The sequence below is a fragment of the Vibrio sp. Vb1755 genome (assembly GCF_033338635.1).
GTDB classification, from domain to species: domain Bacteria; phylum Pseudomonadota; class Gammaproteobacteria; order Enterobacterales; family Vibrionaceae; genus Vibrio; species Vibrio alginolyticus.
On record NZ_JAWOTA010000001.1, the window covers coordinates 563,995 to 587,418 of the forward strand.

Below are 23,424 nucleotides of genomic sequence, written 5' to 3' on the forward strand. Positions count from 1 at the left end.
GTACGTCTCCCCTTAACTTATGTTCTTGAAACCCTAATTGAGCTGGCCATGGACGCATCAAATCGACTGTCGTCATTTGCCGATTGCCACCACAAGCTCAATTGTTCTTTAGTCATTGGTTTGCCAAATAAATAGCCTTGCATATAGTCGCAGCGGTATGCCGATAGCCATTCATGCATCATATTGTGTTCAATACCTTCTGCTGTAACCGTTTTATTCTGGGCATGGCATAGCTCAATAATAGGTTTGATCACATGGCCGTTGTTGGTCTTCATCAATGTAACGAGGAACTCTCGATCAAATTTGATTTTTTGAACCGGATACTGAACGAGCTGAGTTAACGATGTGTAACCAGAACCAAAGTCATCAATTGCAAGACGGTAGCCACGTTTTGATAGCTCATCAAGTAGAGCCGTGCCTTGTTGTTCTGCGGCAAAGGTTTCGGTTATTTCTATCTCAATACATTCTGGTTTAACACTGTGCAGTGTCGCTTGTTCATGGATGTAGTTTGCCATTTCTATCGAGTTTAGCTCTGCTGATGAAAGATTGACCGAAAGAACAATATTCTTACCGAAAATATTCCTTAATTGATGGTATTCCGCCGTTGCATTGGCGAAAACCCAGCGGTCAATTTTATCAAATAATCCGGCTTGCTCAGCAATTGGAATAAACTCCTTTGGAGGGATAGGGCCGATACCTTCGGCTTCCCAGCGCAACAAGACTTCTAACCCCTCAATTTCGTTGCTTCGATTGTTCATATAGGGTTGAAAAACAAGGTGAAATTCTTCCTCTACATTGCTTTTTCGGAGCGCACGTTCAAGTTGACTTCGTCTTTGAGACTCAATATTGAGAGCGGCTGAATAATAGGCGTATTGATTTTTCCCTGCCCGTTTTGCTTGATACATAGCCGCATCGGCACTGGAGAGTAACTTCGCGATGTCAGTACCGTCTTGAGGATATTGTGCAATACCTACGCTTGCCGTAACGGGAAATGAATTACTCCAAGATGAACTGAGATTACTAATCGGTTTTAGTAACTCTGATGCAAGCAAATCAGGCAAGCGTTTTACCTCTTGATTTGAGCTCAGCAAAATTGCAAATTCGTCACCAGATAACCTGGCGGCAAAGCAGGGGCTGTTGTAATCGTGCGAGAACTTTTGACAGGCATTCTTGATGTGTGATGAGAACACTTTTAATAAGTTATCTCCCAATTCATGCCCGTATTTATCATTCACGTATTTAAAGTTATCAAGATCGACGTAAACAACCCACAGAAACTGCGAAGGGGAGAGAAGTTCACGAGTGGCAAGCTCATGAAAACGATGGCGATTGGCGAGTTGCGTCAGGTGATCCGTTTCAGCTAGGCGTTTTGTCTTTTTATAGATGACATTAAGTTCCTCATACATATCAAAAAAGCGTGCAGAGAGGCGTCCTATTTCATCGTTTGTTTCTAGCTTTTCAATATTGTCACGTTGATTAGATTCAAGTTCGTTCAGCTGCTTATCAAGGCGAGAAACAGGGCGCAACACATAGCGGTACAACACCAAAATGATTAATGTGATGGTGAAAAACGCCGCTACGCCAAAGGAGAAAGCAAGTTCTAGCCACACTTTATCGACTTTATTCCACATTAAATATTCGGCAGGAGAAAGCACGGCATAAAAGTGCGGCAGCAGCTCAATGGTTTGAGCGAGAGGAATATCAAGATAAATGGGTTTGTCGGCGAAAGTAATCACGCTGTGTGTGTCAAACTCGATGTCATGCTTAATCTCGTTAAAGGCTTCAAGTGATACGGAAACTACCACAAAAAACACATTTTTCGAGTCAAAGCTCAAAGGGTGAGTCCCCGTTCTTTTGTCGACGACCTCATATTGAAGAAGAATGCTTTGTCCACTGGAGTTATAAATAAAGCCAGTGTGACTGAAAGCCTCTCTCTCATTGAAACTTCGTGATATGTACTCTAACACCTTTGGGTCGACCACGCCCGATGATTCGTAATATTTGTTTTCTGTGTAGTAGAGAAGGTTTTGTTTGCCGTCGAGGATCGCCATGCTCGCATCGCCTTTGTAACCATGGCTCAATACTTCAGCGGTCTCGTCTAATCGGTTAAACAAGACTCGTTCACGATAGGGGTTGTTATGATTTACCAAATAGTCTTGTAATACATCACTTTTACTGAGCGTATAGGCATAACTATTAAGAAAAATATTCGCTTGTCGAAACTGCCCGGCGAGCTTTTCCATTTGCAACTGAATATAGCTGTCTTCCCGCTTGATGAGCGTCACTTTTTGAATGCTATAAATAATATAGCTAGATACTAACGCGCTTAATAAGATCACTGGCGCGACAAGCAAAATGACTCTATTGCTTAACTTCATTATGGTTCTTAGTTTCCGTTTGTGTCCCTACAAACGTCGCGTACCAGGTAAGGTACTGAACGGATGATGTGTTTTGGCAAATTGTAACCAGATTGTAAGGTGAGCGTTCTCCAAAATCAGGCAGCTATCTAAGAATTGTGATGACGTGAAAGGTTTCGAGCTTATTAACTAGAGGTTTTCTCAGTAGTTGGACGTCTCTTTTCCTTCCTCCCTGTATAAAACCTAACCGTAATGACAGGTAAATACCATCATCGAAACGTTTCGATGGTAAAGTGTGACTCAAGTGCACTTTTCCTATTCAATGACAATTGAATTACAGATCATTCTCACACCTTATCGATCTCACACTGGTCAAATTGCGATGACGAATTATTATTTCATCGAAACGTTTCGATGAGTTTTCTGTTAATAACGAAAACACTTTAAGACAGGCGCTCATGGTTGTATGAACGTGTAACCGAAAGGTCGATGAGATGAAAAAAAGTACCCTAATTAACTCAGATATTTCTTACTTGGTGGCGACGCTAGGCCACACCGACGAGATCACGATATGTGATGCTGGTCTACCAATCCCAGAGCATGTTCAGCGAATCGATTTGGCGCTAACGCATGGGGTACCAAGTTTTCTTGATACTGTTCGCGTAATTCTATCTGAGTCCCAAATCGAAGGGGTCATCATTGCGGAAGAGTTCTCTGATGCAAGCCCAGTTTTGCATGAAGCGTTGCTCAACGAACTGAGCAAAGAGAGTGAAGAAACGGGCAAATCTATTGAAGTGAGCTACGTGTCACATGAAGCGTTTAAAGCACGTACGGCGCAAAGTCGCGCTATCGTAAGAACCGGCGAATGCTCGCCATATGCGAACGTTATTTTCCAAGCGGGCGTGGTTTTTTAAGCCAGAGATATTGAGGACAGATTATGACTCAAGCCATTCTACAACTAAGCGAAATTGAGAAGGCGTTTCCGGGCGTAAAAGCACTCGACAAAGCAAGCCTGAATGTTTATCCAGGCCGTGTTATGGCGCTGATGGGTGAAAATGGAGCAGGCAAGTCAACGTTAATGAAGGTGTTGACAGGCATTTACCACATGGATACGGGGAGCATTCAATATCAAGGTCAGCCGGCGGCCTTTAAAGGGCCACGCGATTCACAGGAAGCTGGTATTAGTATTATTCACCAAGAGCTGAACCTGATTCCTGAACTGACGATTGCCGAAAATATTTACTTGGGACGAGAGTTCACTGGATCCTTAGGGCGTATCCAGTGGGGCAAAATGTATGACGAAGCTGACAAGCTTTTAAAACGTCTCAATGTCAAGCACTCATCAAAAACATTGCTTGGCGATTTAAGCCTTGGTGAACAACAAATGGTGGAAATTGCAAAGGCACTTTCGTTTGAGTCGAAAGTCATCATTATGGATGAGCCAACGGACGCATTGACCGATACCGAAACGGAATCACTGTTTAAAGTGATTAATGAGCTTCGCGAGCAAGGATGCGGCATCGTATACATTTCGCATCGTCTTAAAGAAATCTTTGAAATCTGTGACGACATTACCGTACTTCGTGATGGTAAGTTTATCGGTGAGTGCAAGGTGTCCGACACTGATGAAGATGGCCTAATTGAAATGATGGTTGGCCGAAAATTAGAAGAGCAATATCCACGTATTGATGTCCAACATGGCGAAGCTTGTCTTGAAGTCATTGGTTTGACTGGATCTGGCGTTCAGGATGTGAGCTTTACTCTCAAGCGTGGTGAGATTCTTGGAATTTCTGGCTTGATGGGCGCAGGCCGCACTGAACTCATGAAAGTCATTTACGGCGCATTACCTAGTGAGCATGGTGTTATCAATCTTGATAACAAAACTATTAACCCGGTTAGCCCGCAAGATGGCTTGGCAAATGGTATCGCTTACATCTCTGAAGATCGCAAAGGCGATGGTTTGGTTTTAGGTCTTTCAGTTAAGGAGAACATGTCACTTTGTTCGCTAAACCAGCTGACCAAAGGCTTCCAGATTCAACACAGCGACGAAGTGATTGCAGTGGAAGATTTTATTAAGTTATTCAACATTAAAACCCCAACGCGAGATCAAATCATCGGCAACTTATCTGGTGGTAACCAGCAAAAAGTTGCGATTGCGAAAGGGTTAATGACGAAACCTAAAGTTCTGATTCTGGATGAGCCAACACGTGGTGTTGATGTCGGAGCAAAAAAAGAGATTTATCAGCTCATCAACAAGTTTAAGGCCGAAGGCATGAGCATCATCTTGGTTTCTTCCGAGATGCCTGAAGTGCTCGGCATGAGCGACCGTATTTTAGTGATGCATGAAGGTCGTATCACTGGCGAATTTGATGCGAAAGACGCCGATCAAGAAAAATTACTCGCCTGTGCCGTAGGCAAAGAGATCAATGAGGAAGCAGCATGAGTACGAATACCATGAGCAAACCAACCGAAACTGGCAACAAGAAGTTGTTCACAAAAGAGTGGCTGATTGAGCAAAAATCACTGATAGCTTTGATCTTTCTGATCGTTGTTGTGTCATTTTTGAACCCGAACTTTTTTACGGTCGACAACATTCTCAACATTCTTCGTCAAACCTCCGTGAATGCCATTATCGCAGTGGGTATGACATTAGTTATTTTAACAGCAGGCATCGACTTAAGTGTTGGTTCGGTATTGGCATTGTGTGGTGCCTTTGCGGCAAGCATGATTGCGCTTGAGGTTCCGGTGCTAGTGGCGGTTCCAACTGCTTTAGTCGCAGGTGCAGCGTTAGGTGCGATCAGCGGTATCATTATTGCGAAGGGTAAGGTGCAGGCATTTATCGCTACGCTGGTTACCATGACGTTACTACGCGGTGTGACCATGGTGTACACCGAAGGTCGTCCAATCTCGACAGGCTTTACTGACACCGCGGATGCGTTCGCATGGTTTGGTACTGGCTACGCGCTAGGCATTCCAGTTCCTGTTTGGTTAATGGTGGTTGTGTTCGCTGCGGCTTGGTATTTACTTAACCACACGCGCTTTGGTCGCTATGTTTACGCACTAGGCGGCAATGAGTCTGCGACTCGCCTATCAGGTATCAATGTAGACCGAGTGAAGATTGGTGTCTACGCCATCTGCGGTATGCTAGCAGCGCTTGCAGGTATTATCGTAACGTCTCGTCTTTCTTCGGCGCAGCCAACAGCAGGTATGGGCTACGAGCTAGACGCTATCGCAGCGGTTGTTCTTGGCGGTACCAGCTTGATGGGCGGTAAAGGCCGTATCATGGGTACCTTGATTGGTGCGCTGATCATCGGTTTCTTGAACAATGCACTTAACCTACTTGATGTTTCTTCCTACTACCAAATGATTGCAAAAGCAGTGGTTATCTTGCTTGCGGTATTGGTAGACAACAAAAACAAGTAATTCATAACAATCTGTATATATAAAACAGTGAATACAAACCGAGTCAGGGGACGTGTACTGGCTCACCCTACACAAAGGACTAGAACGATGAAAAAACTTGCAACTCTTATCTCTGCTGCACTTCTTTCTTCAACCGTATCGGTAGCGGCGCAAGCTCAAGATACCATGGCGATTGTGGTTTCGACGCTAAACAACCCGTTCTTCGTAACGATGAAAGACGGTGCGGAAGCAAAAGCGAAAGAATTGGGGTACGACTTAATTGTACTGGACTCGCAAAATGACCCGAGTAAAGAACTGTCGAACATCGAGGATTTAAGTATTCGCGGCGTAAAAGCAATTCTTATCAACCCAACGGATTCTGATGCAGTGTCTAATGCAATTCGTATGGCGAACCGTTCTAAGATCCCTGTGTTGACATTAGACCGTGGTGCAAGCCGTGGTGAAGTCGTGAGTCACATCGCGTCGGACAACGTAATTGGTGGTGAAATGGCAGGCCACTACATCATGGAAAAAGTAGGCGAAAAAGCAAAAGTCATTCAACTTGAAGGTATTGCGGGCACATCGGCAGCGCGTGAGCGCGGTGAAGGCTTTATGAATGCCGTGAAGGGCAGCGATATGGATCTTCTTGCTAGCCAACCAGCTGACTTTGACCGCACAAAAGGTCTAAACGTAATGGAAAACCTGCTAGCGGCTAACCCGGATGTACAAGCGGTATTTGCACAGAATGATGAAATGGCGCTAGGTGCACTTCGCGCAGTTCAAGCTTCTGGCAAAGATGTCGTTATCGTTGGTTTTGATGGTACGGAAGACGGCATTGCAGCAGTTAACCGTGGCAAACTAGCGGCAACTATTGCTCAGCAACCAGACCTTATCGGTGCTTTAGGTGTTGAAACGGCTGACAAAGTTTTGAAAGGTGAAGAAGTAGAAGAGTACATCCCAGTACCACTAAAAGTAGTCACTAAGTAAGTTTCAAGTTCCAATAAATCATCCTAATTTTTGCTCTCTCCTCCGTTTATATCTGTCGTTTAGGAGGTGAGGGCAAACTTACCCAAAATACTGCAAAGTGTGGGGTATAGATGCCTTTGGCTTTTTATCGAGACTCCTTCATCAGGAAGAGAAGTTAAAGTCATCTAATGTATTTTCCTAAACAGTTTTTAAAAAGGGTTCATTCAGAACCGAGGATAACCGTATGAATAAGTTAGTGGTGTTAGGTAGTGTAAACGCTGACCATGTTCTTCAAGTGCCTTCTTTCCCTCGCCCAGGCGAGACGCTGCATGGTCGCAACTATCAAGTTATCCCAGGTGGCAAAGGTGCCAACCAAGCCGTCGCGGCGGCGCGATTAAATGCAGACATCGGTTTTATCGCTTGTGTGGGCGACGACTCATTCGGCATTAACATTCGCGAAAACTTCAAAATGGACGGCATCGATATCACTGGTGTGAAGATGCAGCCAAATTGCCCGACAGGTATCGCGATGATTCAAGTGTCGGACAGTGGTGAGAACAGCATTTGCATTTCAGCTGAAGCGAACGCCAAACTGACAGCAGAAGCGATTGAGCCAGATTTAGAGCGTATTCGCCAAGCAGATTACTTGCTAATGCAATTGGAAACGCCGATGTGCGGCATTGAGAAAGCTGCGCGTGTAGCGAAAGATGCCAAAACCAACGTAATTTTGAATCCTGCGCCAGCTCGTGAATTGTCAGATGAATTACTGTCTTACATTGACGTGATTACGCCAAATGAAACGGAAGCTGAAGTTCTGACAGGTATTACTGTAACAGACAACGAAAGCGCGCAAGAAGCGGCGAATGTGCTACATGGTAAAGGTATAGAAATTGTCATGATCACACTCGGTGCAAAAGGCGTTTGGCTAAGCCAAAACGGTCGAGGCGAAATCATCGCGGGTTTCCGCGTTGAAGCGACGGATACTACCGCTGCGGGCGATACATTTAATGGGGCATTCGTCACTGGTCTCCTAGAAGGTTTACCTTTAGAATCAGCGATTAAGTTTGCACATGCGGCGGCTGCAATTTCTGTGACCCGCTTTGGCGCGCAAACGTCGATTCCAACCCGCGAAGAGGTGGACGCGTTTCTCGCTGAACAATAAGGCGCACAGCGCCTCATTAAAATAGGAGTAGTAACATGGCGACGATGAAAGACATCGCAAAACTGGCAGGGGTTTCCACTTCAACAGTGAGCCATGTTATTAACAAGACGCGTTTTGTGAGCGAAGAGATCTCTGAACGCGTTAACAATGCCGCAAAAGAGCTTAACTACTACGCGCCCTCTGCGTTGGCGCGTAGCCTCAAAGTCAATCGTACCAAAACCATTGGTATGCTCGTGACAACCTCAACCAACCCATTCTTTGGCGAAGTCGTAAAAGGCGTCGAACGCAGCTGCTACCAAAAAGGCTACAGCCTCATTTTATGTAACACCGAGGGTGATAACGAACGTATGCGTCAATCCATTAATACGCTATTGCAAAAGCGTGTCGATGGTTTGATCTTGATGTGCTCGTCGCTAGAAGGAGAGCGTATCGATGTATTTGAGCGTTACCCAGATATCCCAGTTGTGGTAATGGACTGGGGGCCGATGCTATTTACAAGCGATAAAATCCAAGACAACTCACTTCGTGGCGGTTACTTAGCGGCGAAATACTTAATTGATTGCGGCCATACCGAAATTGGGTGCATCACTGGCCCTTTGATTAAACACCAAGCGCAAATGCGATACGAAGGTTATAAGCGAGCAATGAACGAAGCGGGCTTGGAATTTAATGCCAATTGGATCATTGAATCGGACTTCGAATGTGAGGGTGGGTATCAAGCGTTCAAAAAAATGGCTCAACGTGGCGCATTACCCAGCTCGATTTTCGTCTCTAACGATATGATGGCGATGGGTGTGATTAACGCCGCAAATGAGCTCGGTATTAAAGTGCCGGACGACCTATCCATTATTGGTTACGATGACATCCATATCGCGAAATTTATGTCGCCATCGCTAACTACCATTCATCAGCCTAAGTACCGTTTAGGGCAGGCTGCCGTTGAGACTCTTGTCCGAAAGTTGGATGAAAAATCAACAGAGGCACAGGTCGTACAATTAGAGCCGACTCTAGTGGAACGAAAAAGCGTCAAGAGGTTAAAGTCAAACCTCACTGAATGACGTGTGATGTTGAGCTAAAAAATTAAAAAAGTCGTTTCTCTTTATACGATAAAGCCTTACTATCGTCGTTGATTATAAATAAAACTATTAATTGTTGTCTGGCGGATTAGTCAAATGTTATCAAAAGGTTACGCTAAGTTATCTGTAAAACACCCTTGGTTTCACCGAGTTAATGTTATTACAGTTGTATTGATTTTTTTTGTGAGCTGCTATCAGCTACTGGTTAATGAAGCATTTGAGTACGCAATTGGCTTTATTATTACACTTTTGGCGTCAGCTTTATTTGCATCAGCTTCTGCATTCAAAAAACGCTATCTAGGCTTGGACTCATAGGCACGTCTATTTCCAACACCGTTCAATAGCATCATTTATTGCTTTCAAGTAAACATTGAACTGAATTATGATCGAGTGCATCAAGAGGAGGACAAATGTCCTCCTTTTTGTTGGGGATCACGCTCTAATATAAGCGTATTCCAAACAAAATAATAAAGGACATGTTATGGACCTCTTTGCCTTACTCGATATTAATAATACTCTCGTTAACATTCCGATTGGCGACGGCTACGCAATGAGCTGGATCGAAGCTTTCGGTACCGTTTTTGGACTGCTTTGCATTTGGTTTGCCAGCCAAGAAAAAACCATCAACTACTTATTCGGTTTGCTGAATGTCACGCTTTTTGCCGTTATCTTTTTTCAAATTCAGTTATACGGATTATTGCTTCTTCAATTGTTTTTCTTCTGTGCGAACATTTACGGCTGGTATGCGTGGACCCGTCCAAACGCACAAGGTGAAACGCTGGAAGTTCGCTGGTTAAATAAACAGAAACTTATTACTACTGCCTCTATTAGCGTTGCATGTATCGCATTATTAACGATCTATATCGACCCATTTTTCTTTGCGCTAGCAAATATTGCTGTTGATAGCTTGAATCTCTTTGGTGCTGGCTTGGCTGAACCGGTGCTTGAACCTGACGCGTTTCCGTTCTGGGATGCAACCATGACAGTACTTTCTGTTGTTGCACAAATTCTGATGACACGTAAATACGTCGAAAACTGGATTCTATGGGTCGTGATTAACATTATCAGTGTGGGTATCTACGCGACGCAAGGTGTTTACGCAATGTCTGTTCAGTACGCGATTCTTATGTTCATCGCTGCCAATGGCACGCGTGAGTGGGCTCGTAGCGCTAAGCGCAATGGCGATAAAACCTTATCGCACGCTGCTGCGTAAGGAACGAAGAATGGCCAAACAACCTCATATCGGAGTGGATGAAACACAAATCGCTCCCCTCGTTATTGTATGCGGCGAGCAAGATAGAGCGAATCGTATCGCGGCATTATTTGATGATGCAGAAATGGTGTCGGAAAACCGCGAGTATCGTGTGTTTACCGGCAACTACAAAGGCAAGCCTGTTTCAGTGTGTAGTACAGGTATAGGTGCGCCATCGATGATCATCGCAGTGGAAGAGCTAAAACAGTGCGGTGTGACTCATGTGGTACGCGTTGGATCTGCGGGGGCAATGCAATCAGGCATTCATCTTGGCGAGTTGATCATTGCCGAAGGCGCGGTAAGAGATGAGGGCGGCTCTAAAGCGTATGTCGATTCGTCTTATCCAGCCTACGCAAGCTTTTTACTGTTAAAGGAAGTTGAGCGTTACTTGTCGATGCAAAAAGTGCATTATCATTTTGGTGTGGTACGTTCTCACGACAGTTTCTATACCGATGACGAGGATGCAATATGCCAACATTGGAACAAGAAAGGCATCTTAGGTGCCGATATGGAAACCTCTGCGCTGTTTACGGTCGGTCGACTACGAGGCCTTCATGTGGCTTCGATATTAAACAACGTGGTGCTGTATCAACAAGATGTGAAAGAAGGGGTTGGTCAGTACGTTGATGAGGCCAAAGTAATGATGCAAGGTGAGAAGAGCGCCGCGATTACGGCATTAGAAGCCTTGGTTGCTCAGCGTTAGCCAGTCTCTATCTCAGTAAGTCACATAAACAGAATAGATGTAAAGCGACAGGTCACTGTCGCTTTTTTATTTGGAGTTACGGGGTACAATCCACCTTAAATAGTTGTCCGTAACTTTTTCTGAGAGAGCAGAAAATGAAAATCAGCCCTTATCCGACTGGTCGCTTCAAAACATACCTTGAAGAAAAGAGTGCCACCTTTCGCGATTTGATTTATCAATGCCAAATAAATTCGCGTTACTTTGATGCTGGGGAAGCAATTCTCCGCCAAGGTGAGCAACTTCAGTACTTGTATGTTGTGCCAGTAGGTCGAGTCTCGATGAACATATTGGCCGCAAATGGACGACGTTTTCAATTAGGGGAAGCTAACTGCGACTATCATATTTATGGTGAAATGGAGTTCTTCACTCAGACTCCTTGTCAATGGAATGTGATAGCAGATGAACATATGCAGGTTGATGTTATCTGTATCCAAAAACTAACCGAAGCACTGCAAAATCATCCCCAAATGATGGTGTTCTTCGCTTCAGCATTGGCTGAGGATTATCAAGACTCCATGGATATCTACACTAATCGTTTGTTGCATCCCATTACTTACAACATTGCCTATGATCTTCTCGTCCGTAATCAGACGGATAAGCTGCTTGGTGGTTTTGATAAAGTGAACCAAGAGGCTGAGCGGTTTGGTACCTCAGGCCGAGTCTATCGACGTGCAGTTAAGGACTTGATTGAAAAGGGATTGATTACAAAAACGGACAACGGTTTGGAGATTATTGATGAGCTGGCACTCAAAGCGTTTATTGAAGCGCATGAATGATACGCCCAGGTATTGGAACTGATGGGTTTTATAAGTCTTTGATATATCTAGGTCTTGAGTAAACGTAACTAATGTAAAGTACCTTAAATTTTGTTGAATGCATTAAAGAGTAGCGTTATATTGCGAACGCGTATGATAATATATCTCATTAAGGCTTAACAAAATGAAAAAATTCGTCGGTGCGGCTATGCTGTCGTTATTTACTGTTTCTCCTTCTTTCGCTGCTAAAGTTGTGATTGACCACTACATGGGTCAAACAGAGCTAGAACAATCCCCAGAGCGTGTGGTTGTGATTGGCTTTGGCCCGCTAGATGCGCTGGACAACTTTGGTATCGATCCTGTTGCAGTATCTAACTCTTCTAATCTTCCTAGTTACCTTTCAAAATACAGCAAAGATAACTACACCTCTGCGGGTAGTTTGTTTGAACCTGATTTTGAAACTATCTACATGCAAAAGCCGGATTTGATTTTGGTTGGTCCGCGAGCGTCTGCGAAATATGAAGAGCTGAGTGAAATTGCCCCTACAGTTGTTTTTGCGGCGAAAGAGAACCAAGGCTATTGGGAAGGCACGCAAGCGCAATGGCGCAATATTGGTAAGATCTTCAATATCGAAGAAAAAGTAGAGCAGAAAATTGAAGCGCTAGATGCTCAATTCAAAGCAATCCGTGACTACAACCAATCGAACAAAAATGATGCATTAACGATTTTGAGCATGGGTGACAACATCAGCGCGTTTGGTGCCCAGTCGCGATTTGGCGTCATTTATAACGACTTTGGCTTCTTGGAAACGGTTGAGCACGTGAAAACGGGCACTCACGGAGATGTCATTTCTTATGAGTTTATTCGTGAAGCTAACCCGAAAAATATTCTCGTGGTTGACCGAAATTCTCTGACAGGTACGCCGGATAACGATATTCGTAAATCCATGGATAACGACTTAGTCAAAGCGACTGCGGCATATAAAAATCATAAAATCACCTATTTAGATGTGGACGCTTGGTACTTGTCGATGTCTGGTGTGACAGCAACAGAAAAAATGGTCAGTGAGATAAAGCAAACCGTTGAACTGTAATCCAAGATAGCAGAGGTTAACTTTGAAGAAGTTATTGCTAACCCTTGTGGTTTTAAGCACGGTTTCGTTATTTGTTGGGGTGGCAAACATGACACCCCAACAACTCTTTTCAGGTGATGAGAAAGCATTAGAACTTTTCTTTACCAGCCGTATACCACGTTTATTTGCCATATTGCTTGCTGGTGCTGGCTTGAGTATTGCGGGTCTTGTCATGCAGCAAATCAGCCAGAACCGATTTGCGGCACCTTCTACAACTGGTACGATCGAATGTGCCATGCTGGGCTACGTACTGAGCGTGGTTTTCTTTGGTAATGATAATCACCTTTGGCTCGTGTTCGGCATCTCGGTATTTGGGACGCTGGCGTTTGTTTTCTTTATTCAGCGCATTCAATTTAAGAGCGTGGTTTTTGTGCCACTTGTCGGGATTATTTTCGGCAATGTCATCCAATCCATGACTACGTTTATCGCTTACAAATATGATGCACTTCAAAGTCTGAATGCTTGGACAGTCGCAAACTTCGCTAACATCTTGCGTGGTGATTTTGAACTGCTGTACATCGCGGTACCAATGGTTATCCTCAGCTATCTTTTTGCCGCAAGGATCTCTGCCGTAGGTATCGGAAAAGATTTCGCGATTAACTTGGGTTTGAATTATCAGCAGGTTGTGACGATTGGCGTGCTATTGGTGTCCATCATGTCAGCAAGTGTCGTGATGATTGTTGGCCAGTTGCCATTCTTAGGGCTGATTGTACCGAATCTCGTGAGTCACTTTTATGGCGATAATCTCAAAAAGAACATTCCGCTTACGGCCATGTATGGGGCGATTTTGGTGTTGTGTTGCGACTTGGTGAGTCGTTTAATTATTTTCCCTCATGAAATGCCAATCTCTATCGTGATCAGCATATTGGGTGGCGTGGTATTCATCGCTATGTTGTTGCGAGGTAAGCAACATGCGTGATTCAACGAAAATCCTGCTGCTAGGTGGCATTGCGATTCTTTTCGCGTGTCTGTTTATTGGTATTGGGCTAACGGCTGACAACTACCAATATTTTTTGTCTCGTAGAGTTCCTAAAGTATTGGCGATAGTGCTAGCGGGTGTGGCCATTGCTCAGTCTTCACTTGTATTTCAAACCATTACGCACAACCGAATTTTAACGCCAAGTATCATGGGTTTTGATGCGCTGTATGTGTTAACCCAAATTTTGATCGTGTTGATTTTTGGTGGGTTGAGTACCTTAGTGCTTAACTTGTACGTGAATTTCGCGATTGCAGTAATTGTAATGGTGTCGTTTTCGCTACTGCTGTTTGGGTTTTACTTTTCAAAAGGCAGCAAGAACTTGATTACGTTGCTATTGGTCGGCTTGATCTTTGGTCAGCTATTTTCCAATGCGGCGTCATTCTTTTCTTTGCTGATGGACCCAAACACATATGCAATTGTTCAGTCGAAACTGTACGCCAGTTTCAATAATGTCAAAGTGAACTTGGTTTACTTTAGTGCTCCGGCTTTGATGTTTGCATGTTGGTTGTTGTTTAGGATGCATCGCACTTTAGATGTGTTTTGGCTCGACCAAGACAATGCGAAAAGTTTGGGTGTTGATGTACCTAAAGTGACGAGAAATGTGTTTATTATCTCGGCGGTTTTGATTGCTATTTCTACGGCTTTGGTAGGGCCAATCATGTTCTTTGGTTTACTAGTGACCAACTTAAGCCGAGAAATGTTCCGAAGTTACCAACATAAAACGCTATTGGTCGGATGTTCGTTTTTATCCATCAGTTCATTACTTGCGGGGCAATGGATAATCGAAAACGTGTTCAGTTTTGAGACGACGTTGAGTGTCGTAATTAACTTTATCGGCGGTGCGTATTTCTTATACCTGCTGCTGAAAAACAAAGTTGTATAAATATGATAGTAATAGACAAATTAACGAAGGCTTTCGGTTCAAACAAAGTCGTAGACGAGGCCAATACTCAGTTTAAAAAGGGCAAGGTAACATCGATTATCGGTCCAAATGGCGCGGGAAAGAGCACGCTGTTATCTATGGCCTCGCGCTTAACGGAGCGAGATGGCGGTAGTGTTATCATTGATTGCAAGGAAATCGCGGAATGGGACACAAAAGAGCTAGCGAAAAAACTGGCAGTACTTCGCCAAGCTAACTCGATTACAATGCGGTTTACCGTAAAAGAGTTAGTCTCTTTTGGTCGTTTCCCATACTCTAAAGGAAATCTGACTAAAGAAGATCATGAGGTCATAGAACAAGCGATCGACTACTTAGATTTGCAAGATATTCAAGACAAATACTTGGATGAATTAAGTGGTGGTCAGCGACAGCTTGCATTTATTGCTATGGTGATTGCACAAGATACAGATTATGTCTTTCTTGATGAACCTCTTAATAACTTAGATATCAAACACTCTCTTCAGATCATGAAAGTTGTGCAGCAGTTAGCCCATGACATGAATAAAGCCATGGTGGTCGTGATTCATGATATTAATTTCGCGGCGTGTTACTCAGATGTCATATTGGCGCTTAAGAAAGGTAAAGTTGTGGCGAGTGGTGCGGTTGAAGATGTTATTCAAGCGTCTACGCTAGAGGACATCTACGAAACGCCATTTAACATCATAGAGTTAAACGGTAAGCGCATGTGTACTTATCATTAAGCGAGCTAGTTCGTTTTTAACGAGATCAATAGATAGGCGGGCTTACTTGGTGAGCTCGTCTATGATTGGGCATCGGCTCTCTGCATCTCCAGGACAAGAAGAAACCCAACCTTCAAGTTGCGTTTTGATCTCCATGAGGTGTGCAATTTTTTCTTCAACCTCTCTCAGTTTGTCCATGGTTCTTGCTTTTACTTCACTACTTTTGCGGTTGGGGTTATGAGCAAGTTGTACGAACTCTTTGCATTCTTGCAACGAAAAGCCTGCGCTTTTTGCGCGTGATACCAAGTTAAGCTCTTGAATATGATTATCTGAATATTCGCGATAGCCAGAGTCGCTACGCGCTGGTGGAGATATGATCCCTTTGTCTTCATATAATCGAATCGACTTAGATGAAAGCCCTGTGAGCTTCGCGACAGCACCAATATTCATGTTTAACCTCCATAACGTTTAAGGCGAGTATATACCGATGTTGTGGATAAGACACTCCTAAATAACAGTCAGTTACCTAGAGTCCCCTTACTCTTTAATCACTTCATGTGGTGGCACACCAAATGCCTTTTTGAAGGCATAAGTGAAGTTAGAAGGGTGGTGGTATCCGGCTTCATAGGCGGCTTCTGTTATCGTCACTAGGCCACGTTCCAAATGTTGCCTAGCAATCTCAAGACGTCGAAAACGAATGTAGCCGTTTATGGTCATATTAAGTGATTGTTTAAATCGGCGCTGCAGGTTTGAAACACTCATTGAGAATTGGCTCGCCAACTTTTCCAAGCGTAGTTCTTGATCAAGGTGAGTTTCAATATAGCTGACAATATCCTCAATCCGACCATCAATGTGTCGTTCAATACTGCTGTTTTTAGCACTGAAATTCTTAGGAATTTGCTTGGTGGCTTGATGTAATATTTGATAGATCAAGCTTTCGACCTCTAGCTTTTCTTGGAACTCTTGCGGTGTTTCTCTATTTGTTAACGTTTCGGCCAGCTCGCATAGCGTCTGGTTAGGCTCCAACTGTTGAAACGCCTGATGAGAGTTAAAAAAGGCTCGATGACTACAATTTTGCTCAAGGCGGGCCTCTAGCCATTGGGGCTTAACCAATATGTTGATCTTATTAATGAGGTTATCTTTGAGCAGTGAACGACGAAAATTTGCAGGTTTGAGTAAGTTCACCACTACACCCTTAGGGCCGTCGCTCGCGTCTAAATCAAATTGCAAATCGTCGTAGCCAAACGAGAGTCTACCTTCTAAAAGAATAGTGACCAGCAGTGAGGCGTGTGCAGTAGAAACAATATTCGAATCAATAAGTTCTAGACAACGCCCGCCATGAACAAAAATTTGATCATTGTACTGATATGATAGGAACTTACCTTCGGCCAGTTGAGTTTGACAAGGTTGGCCTTGCGTGACAATCCATTGTTTCTCTGTCGCCTCTAGTCTTTGGGTTAAAGCTATCTTGGCAATTTTAGTTCGTTTTGTTGTGACTTCCTGCATTTGACACTTCCTCATAACACTTGTGCGATTTCGCATAACCAAATCGCCTTTGTATTTATAAAACTCATGCTTATTATACCTGAGAATTATTATCATTAATATTTAGGAATGAAGTTATGGAAAGCCCTGCTTGTTCACCTATCAAGCTTTCAAGCCTTTGCCTTGCAGTGGGAATGGCGCTATCAACCCCTGTTTTAGCTCAAGATACTGAGTCACATTTTGAAGAGGTCGTTGTATGGGGAACGAAAGTTTCCAGCAACACTGAGTCGATGTTTGCGGACGACATGTCACTGAAGCAAGCGGATCATATGTCTGATTTACTGCGCGATATTCCCGGTGTAGATGTTGGTGGAACACACTCTGTGAATCAACGTATTACGATTCGTGGTTTGAGCGAAACCGATTTGGACATTCGTCTTGACGGTGCTTCTCAGCATGCGAGCATGTTCCATCATATTGGTAACTTGACGCTGAACCCTGACATTCTCAAATCTGCGGACATTCAGGTAGGTAATAACTCTGTGACTCAAAACGGGTTAGGCGGTTCGGTTTACTTTGAAACGAAAGACGCTCGTGACTTACTTCGTTACGATGAAAAGTTTGGTGCGCGTGTTTATGGCGGCTATGCATCTAACGACAACCAGCAAGGTTCGTTGACACTGTACGGACTTTTGTCCGAAAACATTGATGCGATGGTCTATGGCCATTACGTTACGCGTGATGATTTTGAAGATGGTGATGGCAATAAAACCTATGGTGCTGCAGGTGATGTTTACAACATTCTGGCTAAGCTGGGGTATGAACTAAATGACATCCATCGTTTTGAGCTCTCTTATGACATGTACCGAGACAGTGGAGATTACAGTCCGCGTCCTGATATGTCTGGTAGTGCAAATAATAGCCTGTCGAGCAAGTTACTTATCCCTACGGATTATGACCGCGATACCGTTACCTTGAGTTACGAGTTGCGAGGCGAACAACACCAAGGAAACGTCACTCTTTATAATACCGAGACAGAAATTAAACGTGACGAAACGGTGATGGCCCCTCGTTGGCCCTCGAACCGTTTATCAAAGAACACCGCCAAAAACCAAAACTTTGGTTTGAATGGCAAATTCCAGTCAGATGTTATGTTAGGTGAGTTTGATAATCGAGTCACTTATGGCTTCGACTACATGGATAAAACGTCTTCGAGTTACTACGGTAGTCGTAAGTTTATGGACGAATCGGCGATTTCAACCGCACTGTTTGTAGAAGATCAGTTCTTCTTCTCTGATGCCTTCTTTATTACCGCAGGTATGCGCTTTGATGATTACAAACGCAAAGCTGAGACAGGAACCAGTAATTATGATGATGTGACTTGGGCTCTAGCAGCAGAGTGGGCGGTGACTCAAGATTGGACGTTGTTTGCGAGTGCACGTTCTCTATTTAAAGGTCCAGAGCTAATGGAAACCTTTATTGCTTACCAAGACGTTGCATTTTTAGAGGATGGGCTAAAGCCAGAAACGGGATTGAACACGCAGGGTGGTGTTCGTTTTGATAAAACCTTTGATAAGCATTTCTTTGGGGCGAATATTACGGTATTCCAAACGGAAATTGATGATTACATTGCAGATCAGTACCAAAACGCGACTCAAACTTACCTGATTTACAACTTAGGTGATGTTGAGATTAAAGGCTTCGAAGCAAGTGCTTCTTATGGTTACGACAAGTTTAACAGCAAACTTTCTTACTCTAAGTCGGACACTAAAAACAAGAATACTGGTGGTCCTGTTGCTGGGGGCAATGGGCGTAGCATTGATATGGGTGATAGCATTGCTCTAACTTTGGATTACCAGTCAGACGCTTTAGAAACGATCTTCGGCTGGAACTCAATGTTTGTTCTAGAGGAAGACAACGTCTTTGATGGTCAGCCAAAGAAAGCAAGTTATGATGTACATAATCTATACGCTCAATGGGTGCCGTCTGATATTGATGGACTGTCGGTGACCTTTGGTATTGATAATGTATTTGACGAGTTGTACAGCTCTCATGCGTCTCGTTCGGGTACTGCACGTGGCTTCACGCTTGATGACTACGAGCCGGGTCGCAACTTCAAGCTCTCTGCAGCTTATCAATTCTAACAAGGTTCTTCATAGGACGTTTCAAAGTAACGAGTAAGTTCATGATTAAAGAAAGCACCCGAATAGATAGCGAACACGCTGACAAATACTTAGTGACACTTTGTCGGCATTTTGGACGAAAAGTTCCTGCTACTTGGAATGAAAATAGCGGTTTGGTGACATTTCCGACGGGAAAAGCTGAGTTTAACCTTTGTGCATCTAGCTTAACTATAACCTGTGAGGCGGATTCAGAAGAGAAACTGAATACGGTGAAGGCGATCATTTCATCGCATGTGGACATGTTTTCTCGTCGAGAAACACTAGCACTTAGCTGGGTTCGTTAGCGCTCGTTTAGGGATGCTGTGATAGAAATGGAATATTAAAAGCAAAAGCCCGCAATCTTATGATTTGCGGGCTTTTATTGTTTGAATGCTATTGCGCTTTCTCAGGCTCTAGGCTTTTTTTTTCCTGCTGCATTTTTGCTAGGAAGTAGATGTTAACGCAAGCAATAAAACCGTTAGTTAATACTACAGGCCAAGAATCAATCATTAGTCCGTAAGCGGTAAATAGCGCACAACCAATAAAGTTAAGGATACGAAGCTTAACAATATCTTTCATAGTTAGCGAAATAGCGACCATGATTGAAGCTGCATAACCTAAAATCTCAACCATATTCATGTCCATTTTTTGACCCTCTTAAAATCTGCCGAATTTTGTCGGTACCAATTCTTCTCATCTTGAGATTAATGAGGAAGCTCCATGCCTCGAATGGTCTTTTTTTGTTGTATGGACGCACTATATCAATGGAAAAACCGTGATAAAAGCCTCAAATCAAGGTTAAGAGAAGGTTAGCGATTACGCAAACGTTTAGGGCTGGAATTACTGATAATTTTACTTATTGTGTTGATTGATAATAACGATGACATTAATAGCTCAAACACCATTGAAAGTAAGGGAATATTTACATATGATTGAAAATGATAATTATTTTCAAGTGCTGTGTTTATGTATTTTATTATTAGCTTGCTCGTGTTTTTTTTGCTGTATATCAGAACAAAACCGAACTCGTGGTGTGCGGGGATTCATATCGTAAGCCACTTTTTTATCGTTGCATTTTGTCCTGCAATTTATGTTGTTCAATATTTAATCGTTACGTTTTTTTCGTCACCGCTATTGATTAAGCTGTCATCACGCTCCGGTGTATACAACATTCTCATTGCTTTTCTTCCATTATTGATCGCAACCGGCAGTCTGGCGTTTAGCTGAATGATTTCATCTCTCTTCTTTTCTTAAAACAACTACACTTAATTAGAATAAGGTATCAATTTCATATAATTATTCGATATCTACGCGTCAGCACATGTGTCACATTTCTGTGACTACGAGTAAGTTTTACTTATGTTGCTCGGTAGTAGGGTATTTATCGATTGTTTAATGATTCAATACTTAGTTTAATCGCATAAAGGTGTGCAGTATGCCGCACTAAATTAATAAGAAATTATCTAAAAAGGTTAATGGGAAACGTAAGCCATTAGCGGAGGTCAGATGAGTACGCACACGGTACCGCAGAGCGCGATTGTAAATGCTGTCAAAGGTGAAGTTTTGGTTTTGGGCCTGGATGGAAACGTTAAGGTCATAAAAGCGGGGGATGAGTTAAGACCTGGCGAGATTATTATCACAGAAAATAATGCTTCTCTCGACGTACAGATAAATAATGAGCTTTATCTGGTCGATGCAAATTGTGTTGCTTGTCTTCCTGTGCCTTCTTCTGAACCGTTAGAACCAGTATTGGTACAATCTCCAGTTAATGGCTTGGTGACTTTTGACCCAACGGCTATTGGAAGTGCTGACTTCGACGCCAACGATATTGCCGCTATCCAGCAAGCTATTTTAGACGGAGCTGACCCTACCGCTATCTTAGAAGCAACAGCTGCTGGCGCAGGTGCTGAAGGCTCGGCTAATGCTGGCTACGTGACGGTTGAATATAATAACCCGGAAGTACTCGCGTCTACTTTTTTTGAAACGTCTGCGACTCGCAGCGGAGAAGATGATCGCGACGAAGATGACGGTTTGAATGTCACGATCTTTGCTGATGGTGGGCAGTCACTGCAATCTAGCGTAACAGAAGGCTCAATTTCTCTATCTAGCTACCCGCAAACCATTTCTTCTAGTGTGCTGGTTGAAGCAGGGGATCTCGCACTTGATACTGCTTCATTTGTGCCTGAAACGTCCTCATTAGAGTCTTTGTTAACCGAGTTAAACAGTGACATTACCTCTGGTGGTCAGCCAGTAGCGTTCGTTTACGACGAAGCGCAAAATGCCATTATCGGCACTCAAGGTGGTAACGAAGTGCTTCGTATCGAGATCGAAGCGACATCTTTAGGCCGTGATTTAGAGTTAGAGGTCGTTACCACGATTAGCCAGGGTATTGACCATGTGGCGTCCATCGCTGATGGCCAAGTATCTATCGTCGGTGATCAAATCAATATCGCTTTTGACATTACAGGCGCAGATATTGGTGGTAATAGCATTCAAGCGCCTATCGATTTTACGACAACCGTTATTGATGGCGATGATCCTGCGCCGCAGAACGTTACTTTTGAAAACGTTGAATCTTCTTCTACACCAATGACTGGCACTTTTGTTGATATTGGTAGTGATCAATTGGCAACGGTCACGTTTAATCAAGAAGGACTTAGTCAGTTCGATGGCCTACTGAGTGATAATCAGGCGACAGAAGCGGTACTCTCTGAAGACGGCAGTACTATCACCTTGTCCATTGCGGGCTCGAATGAAACCGTCTTAACCATCAGTTTGAATACTGATGGTACCTACCAATTTGAGCAATTTAAGCCGTTAGAACAAACAAACGGTGAAGATACGATTGAGCTCTCTTTGCCAACCACAATCGTCGATTTCGACCAAGATACGGCAAGCAACACCTTTACGATGACCATCCTCGATGGCGATAATCCAGTGATTGAGAACGTGACGGGCTTGTCTTTAGACGAGGCGGGGGTTGACCAAGGTTCACAGGAAGGCGCGGCAGTAACAAGTGGTACTGGGTCGATCACGACAGCGGTCGGAAGTGACATCATTGATCACTATGAGTTGGAACCTACAGAGTTCAATGTTGGTGGAGAACTCCAATCTCAAGGGCAGGTTGTTCAACTAGAACTAGCGTCCGAGAGTAACGGCGTACGTACTTACGAAGGCTTCATCGAGCTGGATGGTGTGCGTATTACCGTATTTGATGTGGCGATTGATGCACCTGCATTGGGCGAATACCAATTCAACTTGTATGAACAACTTGACCATACGGGTGCTAACGATGACTCGCTCACTTTCTCACTGCCAGTTTACGCGGTAGATGCGGATGGTGACCGCTCCTCTATTACCGAAGGTTCGAACACACCAGAAGCTGCGCAAATTGTCATTCAAGTTCAAGATGACGTTCCTTCGATTGATGGCGTTGATGCGCTAGCCGTCGATGAAGACGATTTATCAAGCATTGGCTCCGATCAAAGCGACTCTGTGTTCGCGCAAGGTAGCTTCACGACGACTCAGGGCTCAGACCGTGTTGTAAGTTATCAATTAGAGAGCGGCACTGATCCACTCAATGGGTTGGAATCGCAGGGGCGATCTATCTCTCTGACGGAAACAACCAATTCAGATGGCAGCTTTACCTATTCTGCAACGGCAGAAGGGGACGCTATCTTCACCTTACAAGTGAACCCTGACGGTTCTTATTCATTTACCCTTGAAGGTCCAATCGATCATGCTGTGGGTGGTGATAGCTTAACTCTAGACTTCACTATTGTCGCAACGGACTTTGACGGTGACACCAGTTCACTTGTTCTACCGGTAACCATTGCCGATGATGTGCCAACCATTAATGACGTTGTCGCTCTTACCGTCGATGAAGATGACTTAAGTTTGGTAGGCTCTGACCAATCACAGTCAACGCTGGTCGAAGGTCAGTTTACGACAACTCAAGGTTCTGATGGCGTCGTACAGTATCAGTTGGATGTAAACGCTGATTCTTTAAATGGCCTGCAATCTCAAGGTCAAACCGTTTCCATTGCCGAAACGCAAAATGCAGATGGCAGTTACACCTACAGCGCAACGGCAAATGGCAGTGCAGTTTTCACATTAATTTTGAATACCGATGGCTCGTACAGTTTTGAGCTGCAAGGTCCAATTGACCATGCGGCAAATAGCGACAGCTTAACCCTTGATTTTAGCGTTATTGCTACAGACTTCGATGGTGACACAAGCCAAATCGTATTGCCTGTTACCATCGTGGATGATAAGCCAACTATTACCGATGTTGATGCGATTACTGTTGATGAAGATGATTTAGGCACGATTGG

General features: G+C 43.8%; 20 protein-coding genes. 16 read left to right on the forward strand and 4 right to left on the reverse strand.

The genetic code is table 11. The features are described from left to right. Positions 1-17: 17 nt before the first annotated feature. On the reverse strand, positions 18-2,378 hold the full coding sequence (locus R7E00_RS02485; RefSeq protein WP_025767875.1) for an EAL domain-containing protein: 2,361 nt from the start codon (positions 2,376-2,378) through the stop codon (positions 18-20). Between the two features lie 473 nt (positions 2,379-2,851). Here R7E00_RS02485 and rbsD point away from each other — a divergent pair, with 473 nt between their 5' ends. From rbsD to vctC, 13 genes are all read left to right on the forward strand, one after another. Further along, positions 2,852-3,271, forward strand: a complete 420-nt coding sequence (rbsD, locus tag R7E00_RS02490) for a D-ribose pyranase (RefSeq protein WP_005382620.1) — start codon at positions 2,852-2,854, stop codon at positions 3,269-3,271. Positions 3,272-3,294: 23 nt separating this feature from the next. Further along, positions 3,295-4,800, forward strand: a complete 1,506-nt coding sequence (gene rbsA, locus R7E00_RS02495) for a ribose ABC transporter ATP-binding protein RbsA (protein WP_213916884.1) — start codon at positions 3,295-3,297, stop codon at positions 4,798-4,800. Next, positions 4,797-5,780, forward strand: coding sequence for a ribose ABC transporter permease (gene rbsC / locus R7E00_RS02500; protein WP_005382618.1), 984 nt, complete (start codon positions 4,797-4,799; stop codon positions 5,778-5,780). Before rbsA ends, rbsC begins: the two co-directional genes overlap by 4 nt. A gap of 87 nt (positions 5,781-5,867) precedes the next feature. Then, positions 5,868-6,746 (forward strand): ribose ABC transporter substrate-binding protein RbsB, encoded by an 879-nt coding sequence (gene rbsB / locus R7E00_RS02505; protein WP_005373143.1) that lies wholly within the window; start codon positions 5,868-5,870, stop codon positions 6,744-6,746. 223 nt (positions 6,747-6,969) lie between these two features. After that, a complete protein-coding gene (gene rbsK / locus R7E00_RS02510) occupies positions 6,970-7,887 on the forward strand; it encodes a ribokinase (RefSeq protein ID WP_213970142.1) in 918 nt (305 codons plus the stop codon). A 35-nt stretch (positions 7,888-7,922) separates the two neighbouring features. Continuing rightward, positions 7,923-8,945, forward strand: a complete 1,023-nt coding sequence (locus R7E00_RS02515) for a substrate-binding domain-containing protein (RefSeq protein ID WP_005373138.1) — start codon at positions 7,923-7,925, stop codon at positions 8,943-8,945. A gap of 499 nt (positions 8,946-9,444) precedes the next feature. Next, complete coding sequence (gene pnuC, locus R7E00_RS02520) at positions 9,445-10,176, forward strand: nicotinamide riboside transporter PnuC (protein ID WP_213970143.1); 732 nt, start codon at positions 9,445-9,447, stop codon at positions 10,174-10,176. Between the two features lie 10 nt (positions 10,177-10,186). Beyond that, positions 10,187-10,918: a nucleoside phosphorylase gene (locus R7E00_RS02525; RefSeq protein WP_193837970.1), complete on the forward strand. Its 732-nt coding sequence runs from the start codon at positions 10,187-10,189 to the stop codon at positions 10,916-10,918. Between the two features lie 134 nt (positions 10,919-11,052). Then, entirely contained in the window at positions 11,053-11,733 is a 681-nt protein-coding gene (locus R7E00_RS02530) for a Crp/Fnr family transcriptional regulator (RefSeq protein ID WP_005382613.1), read from the forward strand. A gap of 163 nt (positions 11,734-11,896) precedes the next feature. Continuing rightward, positions 11,897-12,805, forward strand: coding sequence for a siderophore ABC transporter substrate-binding protein (locus R7E00_RS02535; protein WP_005376635.1), 909 nt, complete (start codon positions 11,897-11,899; stop codon positions 12,803-12,805). A gap of 22 nt (positions 12,806-12,827) precedes the next feature. Then, complete coding sequence (gene vctD / locus R7E00_RS02540; RefSeq protein ID WP_017820306.1) at positions 12,828-13,763, forward strand: iron chelate uptake ABC transporter permease subunit VctD; 936 nt, start codon at positions 12,828-12,830, stop codon at positions 13,761-13,763. Then, positions 13,756-14,706, forward strand: a complete 951-nt coding sequence (gene vctG / locus R7E00_RS02545) for an iron chelate uptake ABC transporter permease subunit VctG (protein ID WP_005376631.1) — start codon at positions 13,756-13,758, stop codon at positions 14,704-14,706. The genes vctD and vctG overlap by 8 nt, the downstream gene beginning before the upstream one ends. Before the next feature lie 2 nt (positions 14,707-14,708). Next, a complete protein-coding gene (gene vctC, locus R7E00_RS02550) occupies positions 14,709-15,464 on the forward strand; it encodes an iron chelate ABC transporter ATP-binding protein VctC (RefSeq protein WP_213970144.1) in 756 nt (251 codons plus the stop codon). A gap of 42 nt (positions 15,465-15,506) precedes the next feature. Here vctC and cueR read toward each other — a convergent pair whose 3' ends face one another. Together cueR and R7E00_RS02560 are read right to left on the reverse strand one after the other, a co-directional pair. Then, complete coding sequence (cueR, locus tag R7E00_RS02555) at positions 15,507-15,893, reverse strand: Cu(I)-responsive transcriptional regulator (RefSeq protein ID WP_005376627.1); 387 nt, start codon at positions 15,891-15,893, stop codon at positions 15,507-15,509. Positions 15,894-15,980: 87 nt separating this feature from the next. After that, the gene (locus tag R7E00_RS02560) at positions 15,981-16,949 is read right to left on the reverse strand and encodes a helix-turn-helix domain-containing protein (RefSeq protein WP_005382609.1); all 969 of its coding nucleotides are present in this window, start codon (positions 16,947-16,949) and stop codon (positions 15,981-15,983) included. A gap of 116 nt (positions 16,950-17,065) precedes the next feature. On the opposite strand from R7E00_RS02560, the gene R7E00_RS02565 reads away from it, so the two are divergent. Continuing rightward, positions 17,066-19,072 (forward strand): TonB-dependent siderophore receptor, encoded by a 2,007-nt coding sequence (locus R7E00_RS02565; RefSeq protein WP_005382608.1) that lies wholly within the window; start codon positions 17,066-17,068, stop codon positions 19,070-19,072. A gap of 41 nt (positions 19,073-19,113) precedes the next feature. After that, on the forward strand, positions 19,114-19,395 hold the full coding sequence (locus R7E00_RS02570) for a DUF2218 domain-containing protein (protein WP_005376622.1): 282 nt from the start codon (positions 19,114-19,116) through the stop codon (positions 19,393-19,395). A gap of 88 nt (positions 19,396-19,483) precedes the next feature. Here R7E00_RS02570 and R7E00_RS02575 read toward each other — a convergent pair whose 3' ends face one another. After that, positions 19,484-19,735 carry a YgjV family protein gene (locus tag R7E00_RS02575; protein WP_005376619.1) on the reverse strand — a complete coding sequence of 84 codons (252 nt, stop codon included), beginning with the start codon at positions 19,733-19,735 and terminating at the stop codon, positions 19,484-19,486. 861 nt (positions 19,736-20,596) lie between these two features. On the opposite strand from R7E00_RS02575, the gene R7E00_RS02580 reads away from it, so the two are divergent. Beyond that, positions 20,597-23,424, forward strand: a 2,828-nt coding sequence (locus tag R7E00_RS02580) for a retention module-containing protein (protein ID WP_318124401.1), incomplete at its 3' end; no start/stop codon positions are given.